Source organism: Haematospirillum sp. H4485, from assembly GCF_012102745.1.
In the GTDB taxonomy this organism is placed as follows: Bacteria; Pseudomonadota; Alphaproteobacteria; order Rhodospirillales; family Rhodospirillaceae; genus Haematospirillum.
In genome coordinates this window covers 405,994-422,283 of sequence record NZ_JAAVSY010000001.1, presented here as the reverse complement: position 1 = coordinate 422,283, position 16,290 = coordinate 405,994, and the positions used below count along the sequence as shown (strand labels likewise).

General features: G+C 53.4%; 12 protein-coding genes and 1 pseudogene. 5 read left to right on the top strand and 8 right to left on the bottom strand.

Translation table 11 applies throughout. From position 1 onward, the window contains the following. Positions 1–77: 77 nt before the first annotated feature. Both gltA and gltX read right to left on the bottom strand, forming a co-directional pair. Positions 78–1,379: a citrate synthase gene (gene gltA / locus HEQ61_RS02020; protein ID WP_168018990.1), complete on the bottom strand. Its 1,302-nt coding sequence runs from the start codon at positions 1,377–1,379 to the stop codon at positions 78–80. Positions 1,380–1,454: 75 nt separating this feature from the next. After that, complete coding sequence (gene gltX / locus HEQ61_RS02015) at positions 1,455–2,870, bottom strand: glutamate--tRNA ligase (protein WP_168018988.1); 1,416 nt, start codon at positions 2,868–2,870, stop codon at positions 1,455–1,457. Between the two features lie 128 nt (positions 2,871–2,998). Here gltX and HEQ61_RS02010 point away from each other — a divergent pair, with 128 nt between their 5' ends. Further along, entirely contained in the window at positions 2,999–3,814 is an 816-nt protein-coding gene (locus HEQ61_RS02010) for a DUF4131 domain-containing protein (RefSeq protein WP_168018987.1), read from the top strand. After that, a complete protein-coding gene (locus tag HEQ61_RS02005; protein ID WP_168018986.1) occupies positions 3,747–5,222 on the top strand; it encodes a ComEC/Rec2 family competence protein in 1,476 nt (491 codons plus the stop codon). The genes HEQ61_RS02010 and HEQ61_RS02005 overlap by 68 nt, the downstream gene beginning before the upstream one ends. Before the next feature lie 5 nt (positions 5,223–5,227). Here HEQ61_RS02005 and lexA read toward each other — a convergent pair whose 3' ends face one another. The 4 genes and pseudogenes from lexA to HEQ61_RS01985 form a co-directional block, all read right to left on the bottom strand. Then, a complete protein-coding gene (gene lexA, locus HEQ61_RS02000) occupies positions 5,228–5,941 on the bottom strand; it encodes a transcriptional repressor LexA (protein ID WP_168018985.1) in 714 nt (237 codons plus the stop codon). Positions 5,942–6,066: 125 nt separating this feature from the next. Beyond that, on the bottom strand, positions 6,067–6,861 hold the full coding sequence (trpC, locus tag HEQ61_RS01995; protein ID WP_168018984.1) for an indole-3-glycerol phosphate synthase TrpC: 795 nt from the start codon (positions 6,859–6,861) through the stop codon (positions 6,067–6,069). Beyond that, a pseudogene (trpD, locus tag HEQ61_RS01990) lies at positions 6,858–7,908 on the bottom strand (anthranilate phosphoribosyltransferase). The gene trpC and the pseudogene trpD overlap by 4 nt, the downstream one beginning before the upstream one ends. Positions 7,909–7,911: 3 nt before the next feature. After that, the gene (locus tag HEQ61_RS01985; RefSeq protein WP_168018982.1) at positions 7,912–8,508 is read right to left on the bottom strand and encodes an anthranilate synthase component II; all 597 of its coding nucleotides are present in this window, start codon (positions 8,506–8,508) and stop codon (positions 7,912–7,914) included. A 203-nt stretch (positions 8,509–8,711) separates the two neighbouring features. On the opposite strand from HEQ61_RS01985, the gene HEQ61_RS01980 reads away from it, so the two are divergent. The 3 genes from HEQ61_RS01980 (at position 8,712) to HEQ61_RS01970 (ending at position 12,546) form a co-directional block, all read left to right on the top strand. Next, positions 8,712–10,943: a heavy metal translocating P-type ATPase gene (locus HEQ61_RS01980; protein ID WP_168018981.1), complete on the top strand. Its 2,232-nt coding sequence runs from the start codon at positions 8,712–8,714 to the stop codon at positions 10,941–10,943. A 276-nt stretch (positions 10,944–11,219) separates the two neighbouring features. Next, on the top strand, positions 11,220–12,344 hold the full coding sequence (locus tag HEQ61_RS01975; protein WP_168018979.1) for a divergent polysaccharide deacetylase family protein: 1,125 nt from the start codon (positions 11,220–11,222) through the stop codon (positions 12,342–12,344). Then, positions 12,337–12,546 carry a heavy-metal-associated domain-containing protein gene (locus HEQ61_RS01970; RefSeq protein WP_168018977.1) on the top strand — a complete coding sequence of 70 codons (210 nt, stop codon included), beginning with the start codon at positions 12,337–12,339 and terminating at the stop codon, positions 12,544–12,546. The genes HEQ61_RS01975 and HEQ61_RS01970 overlap by 8 nt, the downstream gene beginning before the upstream one ends. Positions 12,547–12,555: 9 nt before the next feature. Here HEQ61_RS01970 and trpE read toward each other — a convergent pair whose 3' ends face one another. Both trpE and HEQ61_RS01960 read right to left on the bottom strand, forming a co-directional pair. Continuing rightward, positions 12,556–14,088: an anthranilate synthase component I gene (gene trpE / locus HEQ61_RS01965; protein WP_168018975.1), complete on the bottom strand. Its 1,533-nt coding sequence runs from the start codon at positions 14,086–14,088 to the stop codon at positions 12,556–12,558. Between the two features lie 85 nt (positions 14,089–14,173). Then, the gene (locus HEQ61_RS01960) at positions 14,174–16,048 is read right to left on the bottom strand and encodes a peptidyl-prolyl cis-trans isomerase (RefSeq protein WP_168018973.1); all 1,875 of its coding nucleotides are present in this window, start codon (positions 16,046–16,048) and stop codon (positions 14,174–14,176) included. Positions 16,049–16,290: the final 242 nt, after the last annotated feature.

Genomic DNA, 16,290 nt, shown 5'->3' with positions numbered 1-16,290 from the left:
ACATGATCCTCGCAATCATGGCCTGATCCCTGAGAAGGGGAAGCGACCATATGTATCGGTCGCTTCCTTCTGAGAGATCACCGTTTCTTCAGTGGCACAAACTTGCGTTGGGCGTGTCCTGTGAACAACTGGCGTGGGCGGCCAATCTTCTGGTCCGGATCGCCAATCATTTCATTCCACTGCGATATCCACCCGGTTGTCCGGGCCAGTGCAAAGATGCATGTGAACATGCTTACAGGTATGCCCATAGCCCTGAAGATAATCCCGGAATAGAAGTCTACGTTGGGATAGAGCTTCTTCTGGACAAAGTAGTCATCTTCCAGGGCAATACGCTCCAGCTCCATCGCGATCTGAAGAAGAGGCTCATTTTTCATGCCCAGCTCATCGAGCACTTCCTTGCACGTCTGTGCCATGATCTTGGCGCGGGGATCGTAGTTCTTGTAAACACGATGTCCGAAGCCCATCAAGCGGAATGGATCATCTTTGCTTTTGGCGCGTTTGATGCATTCCGGAATCCGCTTCACTGTGCCGATTTCAGCCAGCATTTTGAGAACGGCTTCATTGGCACCACCATGTGCTGGTCCCCACAGGGAGGCAATGCCCGCTGCAACGCAAGCAAAGGGATTTGCGCCGGATGACCCTGTCAGGCGTACTGTTGATGTCGAGGCGTTCTGCTCATGGTCAGCGTGCAGGATCAAGATGCGATCCATGGCTTTTGCCAGTGTTGGGCTGATTTTGTACTCCTCGCATGGAGTGGCAAACATCATCCGCAGGAAATTCTCGGCGTAGCTCAGCTCATTCTTGGGATAGATGAAGGGCTGGCCTATGGAGTACTTATAAGCCCATGCCGCTATGGTTGGCATTTTGGCAATCATGCGGTGCTGGGATATCATGCGATGGTGTGGATCGCTGATGTCCAGTGAATCATGGTAGAAAGCAGACAGCGCACCAACGACCCCGCATATGATGGCCATCGGATGGGCATCCCGGCGGAAGCCTTGGTAGAAGCGTGTCACCTGCTCATGGATCATGGTGTGATAGGTGATCGTGCCCTCGAACTCTTTCAGTTCTTTCGGGTTGGGCAGCTCACCTCTCAGAAGAAGATAGGCAACTTCCAGGAACGTGCAGTGCTGGGCCAAGTCCTCTATGGCATATCCGCGATGACGCAGAATGCCTTCATCGCCATCAATATAGGTGATCCCGGATGCGCAGGACCCCGTTGACGTGAAGCCAGGATCATATGTGAACATGCCTGTATCGGCATAGAACTTGCGGATATCCACGACACTGGGGCCAATGCTGCCGTCCATGACGGGGTATTCCCAGGACTTTCCGTTCCGGTTGTCTGTGACCGTGACTGTCTTCTTGGTTTTCGACATGTTGGTAAACCCCTCTGGAAATGCGTTGGTACAAGGCCTCTTTCTTGAAGAGCAACCTACGGGCAGCAGTGAACATCACGCAATGGCACGGTTGAGCGCATCACGCAGGCGAGCCAGGCTTTCCTGTTTTCCTAAAAGCTCCATAACCTCAAAGATGGGTGGCGATACGGTTGAGCCAGAGAGTGCAGCCCGTAACGGTTGGGCAACCTTTCCCAGTTTCAACAGTTTCTCTTCTGAATAAACACGCGCAAGGTCTTCCAGCGCTTCTCTGGAAAAAGGCTCTGCGCTGTCAAGGCGAACGATCAAATCTTCCAGAACCTGTCGGGCGCCATTGTCGTCCAGTTGCCGCGCTGCTTTTTCCTCAAGCACCAGTGGTCGGGGCTGCACATAGAACAGGGCTGATTGTGCCAGCTCGTTGATCGTTTTTGCCCTTTGTTTCAGGCTATCCATGGCTCGGAGCAGAAGGTCCTTGGCCTTTTTGTCCAGAGATTGGCGTGTCTCTTTCTCAAGGAGCGGAATAATCAGGTCGCACAGGCGGCCATCATCAGCCTGACGGAGGTAAATGCCATTGAGGTTGGTCAGCTTGGCCATGTCAAAGCGGGATGGTGCCCGGCCTACATCGGCAATATCAAACCATTCAATGGCCTGTTGTGTGGAAATAATCTCCTCATCACCACGACCCCAGCCAAGACGCAGCAGGTAGTTGCGCATGGCTTCGGGCAGGAACCCCATGTCACGGTAGGCCTCTGCCCCCAATGCGCCATGACGTTTGGACAGTTTTGCGCCATCCGGTCCATGGATCAGGGGAATATGGGAGAAGACCGGCAAGTCCCAGCCGCATGCATGATAAAGCTGGATTTGTCGGAATGTGTTTGTCAGATGATCATCGCCACGGATGACATGGGTTATGCCCATATCGTGGTCATCGACCACTACGGACAGCATGTAGGTTGGTGTGCCGTCTGCGCGCAGCAGGACCATATCATCCAGTTGTGCATTGGCAATACGCACTTCCCCCTGAACCAGATCGGACAAAACCGTCTCACCGTTCTGGGGTGCCTTCAGGCGGACAACGGGTTTGATGCCGGCTGGCGCATCTGTTGCGGGGCGGTCACGCCAGCGACCATCGTAACGCATAGGCAGCCCGGCGGCTTTCTGCTCGTCTCGCATGGCTGAAAGCTCTTCTGGAGAGCAGTAGCAGTAATACGCCTTGCCCTGCTCCACGAGCGTGCGGGCAACTTCAGCATGCCTCTGGGCTTTGGAAAACTGGAAGACAGGCTCCTCATCCCAGTTTAGCCCCAGCCAGCTCAAGCCGTCAAAGATGGCGTCAACGGCATCCTGGGTTGAGCGAGCGCGATCCGTGTCTTCAATCCGGACAAGAAATTTTCCGCCGTTATGTCTGGCGTACAGCCAGTTGAACAAGGCTGTTCTGGCACCGCCAATATGAAGAAAGCCCGTAGGCGACGGTGCAAATCGTGTAACAACATTCATAGACAAAGCCTAGGTTTGGGGCCGATGCCAAAAAAAGGATCCTATACTGCCCTGCCTCAGAGGCTATTTGCAAGCAGCAGCCCTTCGTAGCATATTCTTTGCGCACTTGCAGCAGGGAGATCGTAAACATGTACGCCCGGACGTGGCTGTCAGCCACGGTGTTCCTTCATCTTTTCCTTCGCATATCACATATTTTTGATCAAATTCGTTGGAAAATGGCTGCGGAGCAGGATTGGGGCTTGCCGTGGGGGGCTGTCTTTCTTGCCAGTGGGGCAGGGGTTTACTTCTCTTTGCATATAGAACCATCCATCTACCTCATCAGCGCATTGGTCTTTATCGCTGTTGTCAGTGCGTGTGTCTTGGCATGGTCTGTTTATGTGCGGCGTGGTTTCTGGATGGGGTGCGCTATTGCCAGCTTGGTTTTTCTGGCTGGTTTTATGTGTGCACATCAGTCTGCGGTGAGGGTCTCCGCCCCGGTCCTGATGCGGGAGGTTCCTCCTGTCATTCTTGAGGGGGTTGTTGTCAGGATCGAGCCATTACCGGTCGGATCCCGTATTCTTCTTGAAGATGTTGTTATTACGGGATTTAAACCTGAAAATACACCGAATCGCGTGCGTTTGATTATGCGCAGGGGCTTTCACGCATTACCAGGCCAGAGAATACGTCTACGGGCGGGTCTTTTGCCACCATCACCGCCGTCTGCACCGGGTAGCTATGACTTTCAGCGTATAGCCTGGTTTGAGAAGATCGGAGCGGTTGGTTACGGTGTCAGTACCCCAGAGTTTATTGGTGAGGATCTGTCTGATTCTGTCTGGGCTTTTGCCGAGACAGTGCGTCAACGTGTTGGCCAGCGACTGAGAGAGGGTATTCCGGGTGATGGGGGGGGCTGTTGCGGCAGCCTTGGTGACCGGAGAGCGGCAGGCTATTTCTTCTGCCACAATTGATGCCTATCGCGATGCCGGACTGTCACACCTTTTGGCTATTTCTGGTTTGAATATAGGAATTTATGCCGGAATTATCTTTGTCGTCGTGCGTGGTGGGCTGGCTATGGTACCCGCCGTGGCGTTGCGGTGGGATGCCAAGAAATTGGCTGCGGTTCTGGCTCTGTTGGCAACAACTGTTTACCTCTTGATCTCCGGAAGTGGCATACCAGCTGTACGTTCTTGGATTATGAGCGGGGTTGTGTTGTGTGCCATTGTCCTTGACCGCAAGGCCCTCTCATTCCGCGTTCTCGCGGTTGCGGCCCTGTTGATCCTGCTTTTCCGGCCTGAAAGTATTCTTGGGCCCAGTTTCCAGATGTCTTTTGCTGCCGTTCTGGCTTTGATATCGGGTTATATGGTTCTGCAACCGCGCCTGACAAACTGGCGTGCCCAGTCAGGTGGCCCAGTGTCGGCGGCTTGGAGATCAGGTGCTGTTTATGTGTTTGGTATTGTTTCTTCCACTCTGTTGGCAACTGTTGCAACGGCCCCATACGCCATTTATCACTTTCATCGTCTCCCTCTTTACGGGCTTCTGGCCAATCTGGTCGCTGTACCTGTAACAGCTGTCTGGATCATGCCTTGGTTAGTTCTGGCCCTGGTTCTGGTGCCGTTTGATATGGAAGCGTTGGCCTTGATTCCCTTGGCGTGGGGCGTGGATCTTGTCCGGGAGCTTGCTATTCTTATTTCAGCTCTCCCGCATGCGAGCCTTCATACACCCCCTATGACCTCGGCTGCCTTGGTTGCAGCAACTTTGTCAGGTTTTTGGCTTTGCGTTTGGCAAGGTGCATGGCGTTGGTGGGGAGTACCTGTTCTGCTGATTTCGCTCGTGTCGCCTTGGATATGGCGGGATATTCCACAGCTTGTTGTCAGCGGAGACGGGAAAGTGACTGCCGTGAGTGACAGCGAAGGATTGATTCTCTTGCCCGGGCGTTCCGGTCGTTTTACCCGCTCTACATGGCTGGAGAGGTGGGGGAAAAGTTCGGAAAGCTGGGATCGCTGGAGTACGGGGGAAGGGCCTTGGCGCTGTGACCCGTATGGTTGCCTGTATAAGCATGGTGGGCATCGTCTTGCACTTGCCTATCGTGAAGAAGCGATCCTTGAAGACTGTAGCCAAGTTGACGTTATTGTAACACCCCTGAAAGTTCCCTCAAACTCTTCCTTGCGAAGCAGATGCAAAGCAAATCGTTTTATCGATGGCTGGGCTCTTGAGCGAGCAGGGACGCATGTTTTCTATTTTTATAATACGGGCATACAGGTCCGTACGGTCGTCGACGACCAGGGGGAGAGGCTATGGAGCCACTCGCAACAGCCCGTATCATGGGGCAATGAAGATGAAACGGAAGGTTCTATGCCAATGGTGGATGTCTTCTGATATCTCTAGTAGCTTCTCAGGAGTCCAACCAGTTGTCCCTGTACCGTAACCCGATCCGGGCCAAATATACGCGTTTCATATGTACGATTGGCGGGCTCGAGCGCGATTGCATTGCCCTTGTGGCGCAGACGTTTGAGGGTTGCTTCTTCGTTATCAACCAACGCAACAACGATAGTGCCGTTTTCGGCTTTCTCGCAGCGCCGTATAATCACGGTATCACCATCAAGAATGCCGGCCTCTATCATGGAATCGCCCTCCACGGTAAGGGCATAGTGATCTCCTCCCGACAGAATGGATGCAGGAACTTCCACCAGGCTTGTTTGGTCACACAGCGCTTCGATCGGCGTTCCGGCAGCAATCTTGCCATAGAGAGGGAGTTGTACGGCCTCGCTGTTACCGGGGATGGGAATCCCTGACAGGGGTTGCCCGAAGTTGCTGCGAACATGACTGATTGTCCGCACTGTTTCGTCAGGCCGTCCTTTTGTTCCTGCTTGCCCAGATGATCTTTCGGGCATGCGTATAACTTCAAGCGCCCGGGCGCGGTGGGGCAGGCGCCTTATAAAGCCCCGCTCCTCCAATCCCGTAATCAAGCGATGAATGCCAGATTTTGATTGTAGTCCCAAGGCATCCTTCATTTCGTCAAACGACGGTGATACCCCATTCTCGCGTAGCCTGAGATCAATAAAGCAGAGAAGCTGATGCTGTTTTTTTGTAAGCATGGACCCCACCCTACCCAGCGCTGTAGGCGCCAGCCAAGAGATCAGAAGAACAATAGTATGTTCTACTTTAGTTCTTTCGTCAGGTCAACGCCAACAGGCTGTATGCGAGAAGAGGTTTTACAGCATCATGCGACAGCAAGCCTCAGTGTAGCAGTCTCAACATCCTCTTGGCGCATCAAGCTTTCACCAACAAGAAACCGTCTGGCTCCTGATTGTGCCATTCTGTCGAGATCTGCTTTTTGTTTCAGCCCACTCTCTGAAACAAGGGTGCGATCTTTACCAACCATGGCAGCCAGTGCCTCGGTTGTTGCCAGATTGGTTTCCAGGGTTCGCAGATTGCGGTTGTTGACGCCGATCAATCCTGATTGTGTATGACGTAAAGCGCATTCCATCTCAGATTCATCATGGACTTCAATCAGGGCATCCATTCCCAGCGACAGGGCCAGTGACTCCATTTCTGCCAGCAAGGCTTTATCCAGTGCTGCAACAATCAATAAGACACAGTCGGCTCCCATGGAGCGGGATTCAACGATCTGCCATGGATCAAGCATAAAGTCCTTGCGCAGGACGGGCAGGGAGCAAGCGGCGCGGGCCGCAACCAGATAGGCATCCGATCCTTGGAAGAAGGGAACATCTGTCAGAACAGAGAGGCATGATGCCCCACCTTTTTCGTAGGCTTTGGCCAGTGCAGATGGATCAAAGTCGGGGCGTATCAATCCACCGGACGGTGATGCCTTCTTGATTTCACAAATCAGGCCATAGCGTCCCTGCTCCACGTGCTGGTCCAAGGCGTTGGCAAAGCCACGGGCCTGGTCAGCGGCTGTAGCTTTGTCTTCCAAGTCACGCAGGGAAAACTTCTTCTTCCTTTGCTCCAGATCCAAACGGGTTTGTGCGCAGATGCGTTCGAGCACATCACTCATACGTTGACCTCACGCACGCTGACAGAGTGATGCGATCCATAGAGGCGTACCAATGAAGCCAGTATGCTGGATGCCTTGCCGCTGTCGATTGCGCGACAAGCCAGCTCGGCACCTTCACGCAAGGTATTGACCCTTTCGGCTGTCACAAGCGCTGCGGCTGCATTCAAAACCACAATATTACGGAATGGCCCCGGCTCACCCCCCAGTATTTTGCGGATCATTTCCGCATTATGCTCGGCGGTTCCCCCTTTCAACTCAGCTAAAGTTGCCCGCGGCAGGCCTGCATCTTCCGGAACAATCTCAAAGCATCGGACGTCGCCATCTCTGAGTTCGGCGGCATAGGTTGGGCCTGTCGTTGTTACTTCGTCCAAGCCGTCGTGACCGCATACGACTGTTGCCCGCCTGAGTCCCAGCTTTCCCAAACAGTGGGCAACCGGTTCAAGCCACTTGCGATCAAATACACCCATCAGCTGATAATCAGCACTGGCAGGATTGGTCAGCGGCCCAAGGAGATTGAAAATCGTCCTTACCCCAATTTCCCGGCGTGCGGGGGCAACATGCTGCATGGCCGAATGGTGGCGAGGAGCCATCATGAAACCAATTCCAATCGTGTGCATGGCCTTTTCGACAACTGTGAAATCGGCGTCCAGATTCAGGCCAAGTGCGCACAGAACATCCGCAGATCCCGAGCGCGACGATGCAGCGCGATTGCCGTGCTTGGCAACAGGAACCCCTACCGCAGCGACAACAAGGGCCGCAGCGGTGGATATATTATAGGTTCCGCTGCCATCACCACCGGTTCCGACAATGTCGATGGCGGCCGGGTGGAGCCTGTATCCGCACAGCATGAGAGCGCATTGTCCTGGCCGCTGCTGTTATTTCATCAACGGTCTCACCTCTCAGGCGCATGGCCATCAGGAAGGCACCGATCTGAGCAGGGGTAGCTCGTCCTGACATGATGACATCAAAAGCCTCGGCGGCCTCTTCTGAAGACAGAACCTCGCCATCAGCCAGGCGCGGCAGAAATTTTCCCAGTCCTCCGCTCATGGTTCAGGCGGCCCTTTCATTGCAAGTATAACCAGCTATATTCAGAAAATTACGGAATATATCATGGCCATGTTCGCTGGCGATGCTTTCCGGATGGAACTGAACGCCATGAATTGGCATGTCGCGGTGCGACAGGCCCATAATCAAACCGTCTTCAGTTTGTGCCGTGATTTCAAGGCAGTCCGGCAGGGAATCGCGAGCGACCAAAAGAGAGTGGTAGCGCGTAGCCCGGAAGGGATTGGGCAGGCCTGAAAAAAGCCCTTGCCCGGTATGGTGGACAGGAGAAATCTTGCCATGCATTGGCTCTGGCGCGCGGACAACACGCCCTCCAAAAACTTGGCCTATGGCCTGATGCCCCAGGCATACCCCCATGACCGGAACCTGTCCGGCAGCCTTTTCAATCAGCTCCAAGCAAATGCCGGCCTTGTCAGGGTCACATGGTCCGGGTGACAGAACAATCCCTCTTGGTTGCCACGCCATGACATCCTTGGCTGTTACAGCATCGTTGCGCACAACTTTTGCTTCCACTCCCAGCTCTGCCAGATAATGCCAGAGGTTCCAGGTAAAGCTGTCGTAGTTATCGATCAAAACCAATGGCATGACTGTCTGTTCCGGGGATTGGGACTGCACGTCTATGGGCATTTTTTTGTTACACCATGCTAACCAGGATACAAGCACACAATGTGGTTGTGCATTTCATTTCTGTTGACCCAATATCCCTGCCTGTTATTACGAAGGGATAGCTTCTGACATGCCTACTGCACGTCGCCCGTTCTTGGTACATCGTGCCCGGAGAGATGTCTATGGATTCTCGTCGCACCCAGGTTGCATCGTCTGCCGGTCATATAGGCCTTTCCGTACAGGGGATGACCTGTGTTGCCTGCGCATCACGTCTTGAGAAAGTCTTGTCCAGGCTGGAGGGCGTGGAGCATGCGAGTGTCTTGTTCCCCCTAGAGCGGGCCGATATCTGGATGAGTGCCTCATTCGCCGGTGGGCAGGAGGCGCTGCATCAAGCAGTTCGGGATGCCGGTTTTATTCCAGGAGACCTGCCCGAAACGGCGGCGGGATTTCGGGCCTACGAGCATGAAAAGAAACAGAGACAGCGCCGTGAGATTGTTCTTCTTGTTGGTGTTGGACTGCTTTCTCTTCCCCTTGTCGCTGATATGGTTTTGCACCTGCTGTCTTCTCCATGGCGTGTTCCTGTACTGATACAGGCGGTATTGGCGACCGTTGTGCAGATAGCCGGAGGAGCCCGTTTTTATCGTGGTGCCTGGTCTGCCCTGAAGAAGGGGTATGCCACAATGGATTGCCTTGTGGCCCTTGGAACATCTGCTGCGTGGGGTCTGTCCGTCCAAAGGGTCATATGGGGCACCGGGGGACATCACCAGGACTTGTACTTCGAGGGATCTGCGGTGGTTATCACCTTGGTTCTTCTTGGAAAGTGGCTGGAGGGAAGGGCACGTGACGCATCCGGTGCAGCACTGCAGTCCCTGATGAAGCTGCGTCCTGATGAGGTGTGCGTCCATATACCGGACAAGGGGCTGTACATGCTGCCCGCTGCACAGGTAGTCCCGGGAATGGTGATTTGCGTTCGTCCGGGCGAGAGAATACCGGTTGATGGATGTCTTGAGGAGGGAATGGGCGATGTGGATGAATCCCTTCTGTCCGGTGAGAGTATGCCGGTATCAAAACGTGTTGGTGATGCCGTTGTCGGTGGGTCCCTGAATATCAATGGTGTTCTGAGAATTCGCGCACAGGCCGTTGGTGCAGAATCTGTGCTGAACCGCATCATTCATCTTGTCGAGACCGCCCAAGCTTCAAAGCCACCCGTGCAAGCTTTGGTGGACAGGATTTCAGCGATTTTCGTGCCCTGCATTATGGTTCTTGCCTTGATGACCATTACGGGGTGGTGGGTGATTGCCGGAAATCTCGAGGTGGGGATGATCGCGGCAATTTCGGTGCTGGTGGTTGCCTGTCCTTGTGCACTGGGCCTTGCGACACCAACGGCACTTGTTGTCGGTACATCTGTTGCTGCCCGCCATGGTGTTCTTCTGCGTGATGCGGCGGTGCTTGAGAAGATACGTACGCTCTCTACCGTTGTTATGGACAAGACAGGAACCTTGACGGAAGGCCGACCAGTCGTGGTTGATTGTCTCGCTGATGATCTTGGTGCCATGCTGACTGTTGCCGCCAGCCTTCAGCAGGGGAGCCTTCATCCCCTTGCCCGTGCTTTTGTGGAAAAGGCAGAGGAGGAAGGGTGTGAGGTCACGCATGTTACAGACTGGATTGAAATGCCCGGCCTAGGTATACGCGGAAAGATTGGGGGGCGCGGCTGGGTTCTGGGATCATCGGTCTGTATGCAGCAGGAAGGCAAGGAATGTGAGCCATGGCAGGAGTGGGCCGATCTTCGGCGGGACAAGGGGCAGACTTTGGTATGGCTGGCCCCGGATGATGGCCCGGTAGCAGCAGCTTTTGCTTTGGCAGATCGTATTCGTCCTGAATCGCCGGGAGTTGTTCGGTGGCTGAAGTCCCGTGGCCTGGATGTTGTGATGTTGACAGGTGACAGCGTGCGTTCTGCTCGCTCTGTTGCCATGGCTGTCGGAATTTCCAATGTCTATGCCGAGACGCTTCCACAGAAAAAAGCGGACATTATTGTATCTCTCAAAACTGCAGGGCATGGCGTTGGCATGATTGGCGATGGTCTCAATGATGCCCCTGCACTTGCGATGGCTGATGTTGCGATTTCAATGGGATCGGGTGTAGATGTCGCTATGGAATCATCGTCTGTTGTCTTGATGCGCGGGGATATTGCCCTGTTGCCATATGCTTTTGCTATTGCTGAAGCAATTCTGGGTAGAGTACTTCAAAATCTTTTTTGGGCTTTTGTATACAATATCTCGGCTGTTCCAATGGCTGTTGCGGGTCTTCTTGATCCGGTGATTGCCGGAGCAGCCATGGCTTTTTCCAGCGTCAGTGTTGTTCTGGGCTCGTTGGTGCTTTTGCGCTGGAGCCCTCCCGATTTATCCCGCAGGTGACACACCGGGATAGAACAGGGGTGGCACCTTGAATCCTTGGCACGTATACTGCCCCCTTTCATAATAGAGTAAAGACAAAACAGGATCAGGACCTTGCCAAAACAGCGCCTTTCGCGTACCGGACCGACGCGCTCCAAGGTTTCGTCTTCCCGCAAAACCGTACGAGGACGAAAGGAAAGGCGAAGTGTCCGGAAAGGGGCAGGTAGCTTGGGAGGGCTTTTATCCTTCTTTCGTTTTTTTGAGAGAATTTCTCAGCGTCCTGCGATATTTGGTGGCATGGTCGCTGTTGTACTGGTTCTGGCTGTCGTCATCGGCTTGGTGATCGGGCATATTTACCGTTCTGGTTCGCCTGTATTTTTAGCTGCTCAGGGCATTGATCCCATTGGAGTCATGGCAGATAACATAACCCGTGGCCGGGATCCGTTGTTTCCAGAACGTGCCGATGTCCCTTTGCAAGGTGTTTCGCCCTTGGCAGAACCAGAGGCGTACTCGGATCAGTGGCGCTCTGCCCCACGCGAAGCGCCTTCAAAGCCATCGCCAAGTACGTCGGCAGAGAGTGCGGTTGCCCCGTTGTTGCCTGTGTCTGACTCTGCCAAGGAGAAGGCAGCGTTACCACAAACACAGAAGCCTGAAGTAAAAATCGCGTCCTTGCCTCCTGCCTCTTCACATCCTAGATCACCACATTCCACTGTTTTTGTTGCTATTGTCATTGATGATATGGGCGTTGACCAGGTTCGAAGTCGGCGTGTTATTGATTTACCGGGACCGTTGACGACATCTTTTCTTACGTTTGCGCGTGACCTGAAGCGTCAGGCGCGTTCTGCTGCCGCTGCTGGACATGAGTTGATGATGCATATGCCGATGGAGCCGAAGGGAAAGGTATCTCCTGGTCCAGATGCGTTGCTTGTTCGCATGGGGAAAGAAGAGATTGCAAGCCGGGTACACAACATGTTGGACCGTATGGAAAACTATGTTGGTATCAATAATCATCAGGGAAGCAAATTTACAGAGGATGAAGCCGGTCTGAAAGTTGTGATGACTGCCCTGAAGCAGCGAAGGCTGTTCTTCCTGGATTCACGCACCAGTGGGCAAAGTGTCGGTGGTCGCGTTGCAGAGGAGGCGGGTGTGCGTACCATTGATCGCGACATTTTTCTCGATCATGAGAACAGGCCGGGTTATGTCGAGAAACAATTGGCACTGACAGAGGCTTTGGCCAAGAGGCGTGGATACGCCATAGCCATTGGTCACCCGCGCGACGCCACCATAGGGGCCCTGCGTCGCTGGTTGCCAACTCTTTCCGGCAAGGGTATCGACTTGGTTCCTGTGTCGATGCTGATTGACATGCGCTACGGAACCCCGGCCGCTGATTTAATCAAACCAAAGAGAGCAGGTAATGGTTAAGCTTACAATAAAGATTTCCGGTGTGACGTGCACTGGCTGTGCCCGTACTGTAGAAAAAGCCGTTATGAGCATTCCCGGTGTGAACTCGGCTCGCGTTGATCTGTCGCGCCAAGAAGTAACTTTTGAGGCCCAAGAGGCTCTACAGCTTTCCGCTGTGCAACAAGCTGTAGAGCAAGCAGGATTCGATATTCGGGCAGACTAGGTATTCCAGTCAGATACAGGCTTGCTCTTCTGCTCTGGACAGAGACTCTTCCGCTGTCTGTGCAGAGCGCACGAGCGCCATCGCCTTGTTGATGCACTCTTCATATTCGCTGTCAGGGTTGCTATCAGCGACAATGCCAGCACCAGCCTGTATAATCAATTCACCGTCCTTGATCAGACCGGTCCGTAGTGTAATACAGGTATCAAGCTGCCCATTTGCCGAGATATAGCAAAAAGCACCCGCATAGAAGCTGCGTTTCTCACTTTCCAGTTCATCAATAATTTCCATGGCCCTGACTTTCGGGGCTCCTGATACTGTTCCGGCGGGGAAACCAGCCATCAGTGCAGCAACGGCATCATGGTTGTCTGCAATCTGTCCTTCGACATTGGAAACGATATGCATAACGTGCGAATAGCGTTCGACAGACATTTTTTGGGTCACGCGAACGGTTCCGGGGCGTGCAACGCGCCCGACATCGTTCCGCCCAAGATCCAGAAGCATCAGATGTTCTGATATTTCCTTTGTATCCGCAAGAAGGTCTTCTTCCAGCAGCTTGTCTTCTTCTGGCGTTGCGCCGCGCTTTCGTGTCCCTGCCAAAGGACGAACCGTTACAGTCTTGTCATGGAGGCGGACGAGTATCTCAGGGCTGGATCCAACCAGCGAGAATTCACCTTGGTCAAAAAAGAACAGAAACGGGGATGGGTTCGTGCGGCGCAGGGCTCTGTAAAAAGAGAGAGGTGATGCCTTGAGCGGGATGCGGAAGCGTTGCGACAGAACAACCTGAAAGACGTCGCCACTTGCAATATACTCCTTTGCCCGTTCCACCATGCCCCTGAATTGTTCGCGCGTTGTGTTCGAGCTTGGAGCAAGGGATCTGTTATTGGCCGGCAAATCTTCTTTCCAAGCTGCGGTGGTTTCCGTGGCGGGCTTTTGCAAACGTGCAATGGCTTCATTGATACGGCCCAAGGCTGCTTCAAACGCATGTTCCGCAGACATCGCACGATCTGGCCTGACAGGCGTTATGATTGTCAGGATATCACGCGCGTTGTCCAGAACAGCCATGATCGTTGGCCTGATAAAAAGGCTATCCGGTATGCCAATGGTATCGGGGTTCGGATTGGAAAGCTTTTCAGCCAGCCGGACCATGTCATACCCCATATAGCCCGCCAAACCGGCTGACATTGGGGGTAGGTGGTCCGGAAGATCAATGTGGCTTTCTTCGATAAGGCGCCGCAGTGATTCCATTGACTTCCCGTCATGCGTAAAGCAGTTGGGGTCAAGGCTGGCTGCGCGGTTAATTTCGGCACTGCCAGACAGACTGCGCCACACAAGATCAGGATTGAGGCCCATAAAGGTATAACGCCCCCTGATAGCTCCACCTTCGACGGATTCCATGATAAAGGCGAGGGGATCTGACTGCTTCAGCTTGATAAAGACGGACAGGGGGCTGTCCATATCTGCGGATATGCTGCGCCAGAGAACCTGTGCTTTTCCAGCCTTCCAAGAGGACTCAAACGTCTGGAATGACACATTGGTTTGCATGGCGCGCAAGACTCCTTATAAGGGAACAGTGCGGGGCCTTGGTGTAAGCCCCGCACACGTCTGCGGTTAAAGCATGCCGTATGATTTATGGCAACAGGTTGTTTATAACGTCTTGATTGACATGCATGCCATAACGGTCAAGCAGAGTATCTGTAATGATTCTGGTTACATCGTTGACCAGTGCAGAGTGTACATTATTCCGCATGGTCGTTACCTCGTGGCTGTCTTTGCTTGGATCTGCCGGTTTGATCATGTCCATACGCAAGACGTAGACATTCTGATCATCCTTGACCACAGAAGTTTTTCCAGTAGGCAGGGTAAAGAGGGCCTGCACAATCTGTGGGGGCATGGGGGTGTCTGTCTTGTTGACTTGCCGTCCGTCCCGGCCAATTCCCGATATTTTGCTGACCGTTATGCCGCGTGCCTTGTTAATGATGTCGTTCGGCACCTTCCCGGATGTCAGTTCGGCTGCAAGTTGTTCGGCCATAGCAGCAGCAGCAGTCTTTTGTGCATTTTTCTTCCACAAGGCCTCAACTTTTTCCCGTACATCTTGAAATGGCTGGATTGTCTGCGCATGAACGGCATTGACCTTCACAACGAAAGCGCCGCCATCCACGTGAATAAGGCGGCTTTCTTCGCCCTGTGCCAACGCAAAGGCTTCTTTCAGAACATCTTCTTCCAGATCGGCTGGCAAGAGGCTCGATCCATCCGCCGCAATTGAATCAGCAGCTACAAGCTTGATGCCGAACGTATCCGCAATCTCCCTGTGGTCTTTTCCAGAGGCAAGGCTATCTTCAATGCGCTGTGCGATATCATAGAATGCCTCGGCAGCTTTTTCACGCTTCAGCTGGGCCTTGATCTCTTCTGACACAGTTTCCAGTCGTTTTGTCTGTGCCGGAACAAGAGGTCCAGCAGAAAAGACATGCCACCCCACAGCTGACTGAACAGGCTGTGACACGCCATTTCCGGGCAAGGACCAGACGACGGCTGCAATATCTTCAGGTAGGCTATTTTTGGTAATGAGCCCCATATCCAAAGGCTTCCCTGAGCCTGTTTTGATCGCGGCATCAGCAAGGCTTGAGCCGGCCTTTACCTGCCCCAAGATATGGTTGGCGGTATCTTCGGTTTCAACAATGACCTGCGTAACCGGCCTGCTTTCTGGGGTCGTGAAGAGATCCTGGTTTGTACTGTAATAGTTGGCAACATCCTCATCGCTAATCGTTATTCTGCTTTCAAGCATGGTTGGATTCATGACGAGAACAGAAAGATCCCGTGTCTCTGGCACTGCAAACACACTTTTATTCTCTTCGTAGAAGGCATGCAGAGTGCCGTCATCCGGCCGAGCTGCCACGTCCTGTGCGGCTGTACTGATTTGCAGGACATGAGCGTCGCGGCGTTCCTCGCGAATGCGGTATAATACTTCTGCCATTTTGAGCGGTGTCACAATGCCGCTGGTCAAGGCATCCTCAAGGCGGGCGCGAACCAAGTCCTTGCGGGCTATGTCAAGCCAGCCTTGTTCTGTCAGGTTATTGGCGGCAAGAACTTGGTTAAATCGTGTACGGTCAAATGTGCCCTCGGCATTCTGGAAAGCTGGCTGTTGTATGGTGACTTCTCTAAGGGCGGTATCAGAAACGACGATGCCAAGATCACGTGCCAGCATTTCCTGAGCGGCAGAGGCTGAAAGCGATGAGACAGTGCTTTCTATCAAGCCAATCTGCCGGGCTGAATCAGCATCAAAACCGGGACCAAAGATCTGACGGAGCCTGTCCATCTGGCGTGCCAGTTGGTCCTTGAGCATAAGGCCGCTGATATCTATAGCGCCTACCGTGATGGCAGGCTTGTTGTTGGCTCTGGAATTGACAACATCCCCGATCCCCCAGATGCCAAAGCTGAGTATCAGAACAGCAAAAAGAATTTTCGCCACCAGAGAGCCGGTGGATTTACGCAGCGCATCAAGCATGTTTGTTCCTGGTTCAGTCCAGAGTGACATCGGGAAGCATATGATAAGCATACCATGGCGTACGGGCAACCGGCATCCTGGATCGAGCGTGATGTTCAGCATGGAAATTTTCTTTGCAAATCCATTTTCTGGCGCGTTCGTTCATTGGAAAGGTGCTCTCAACGTGTTAGATAGGGGGGCTTTTGTTCGCTCCATTGTTGTGCGAAATCAAGTAGACAGACATGAACAAGAAGGTAAGGAGC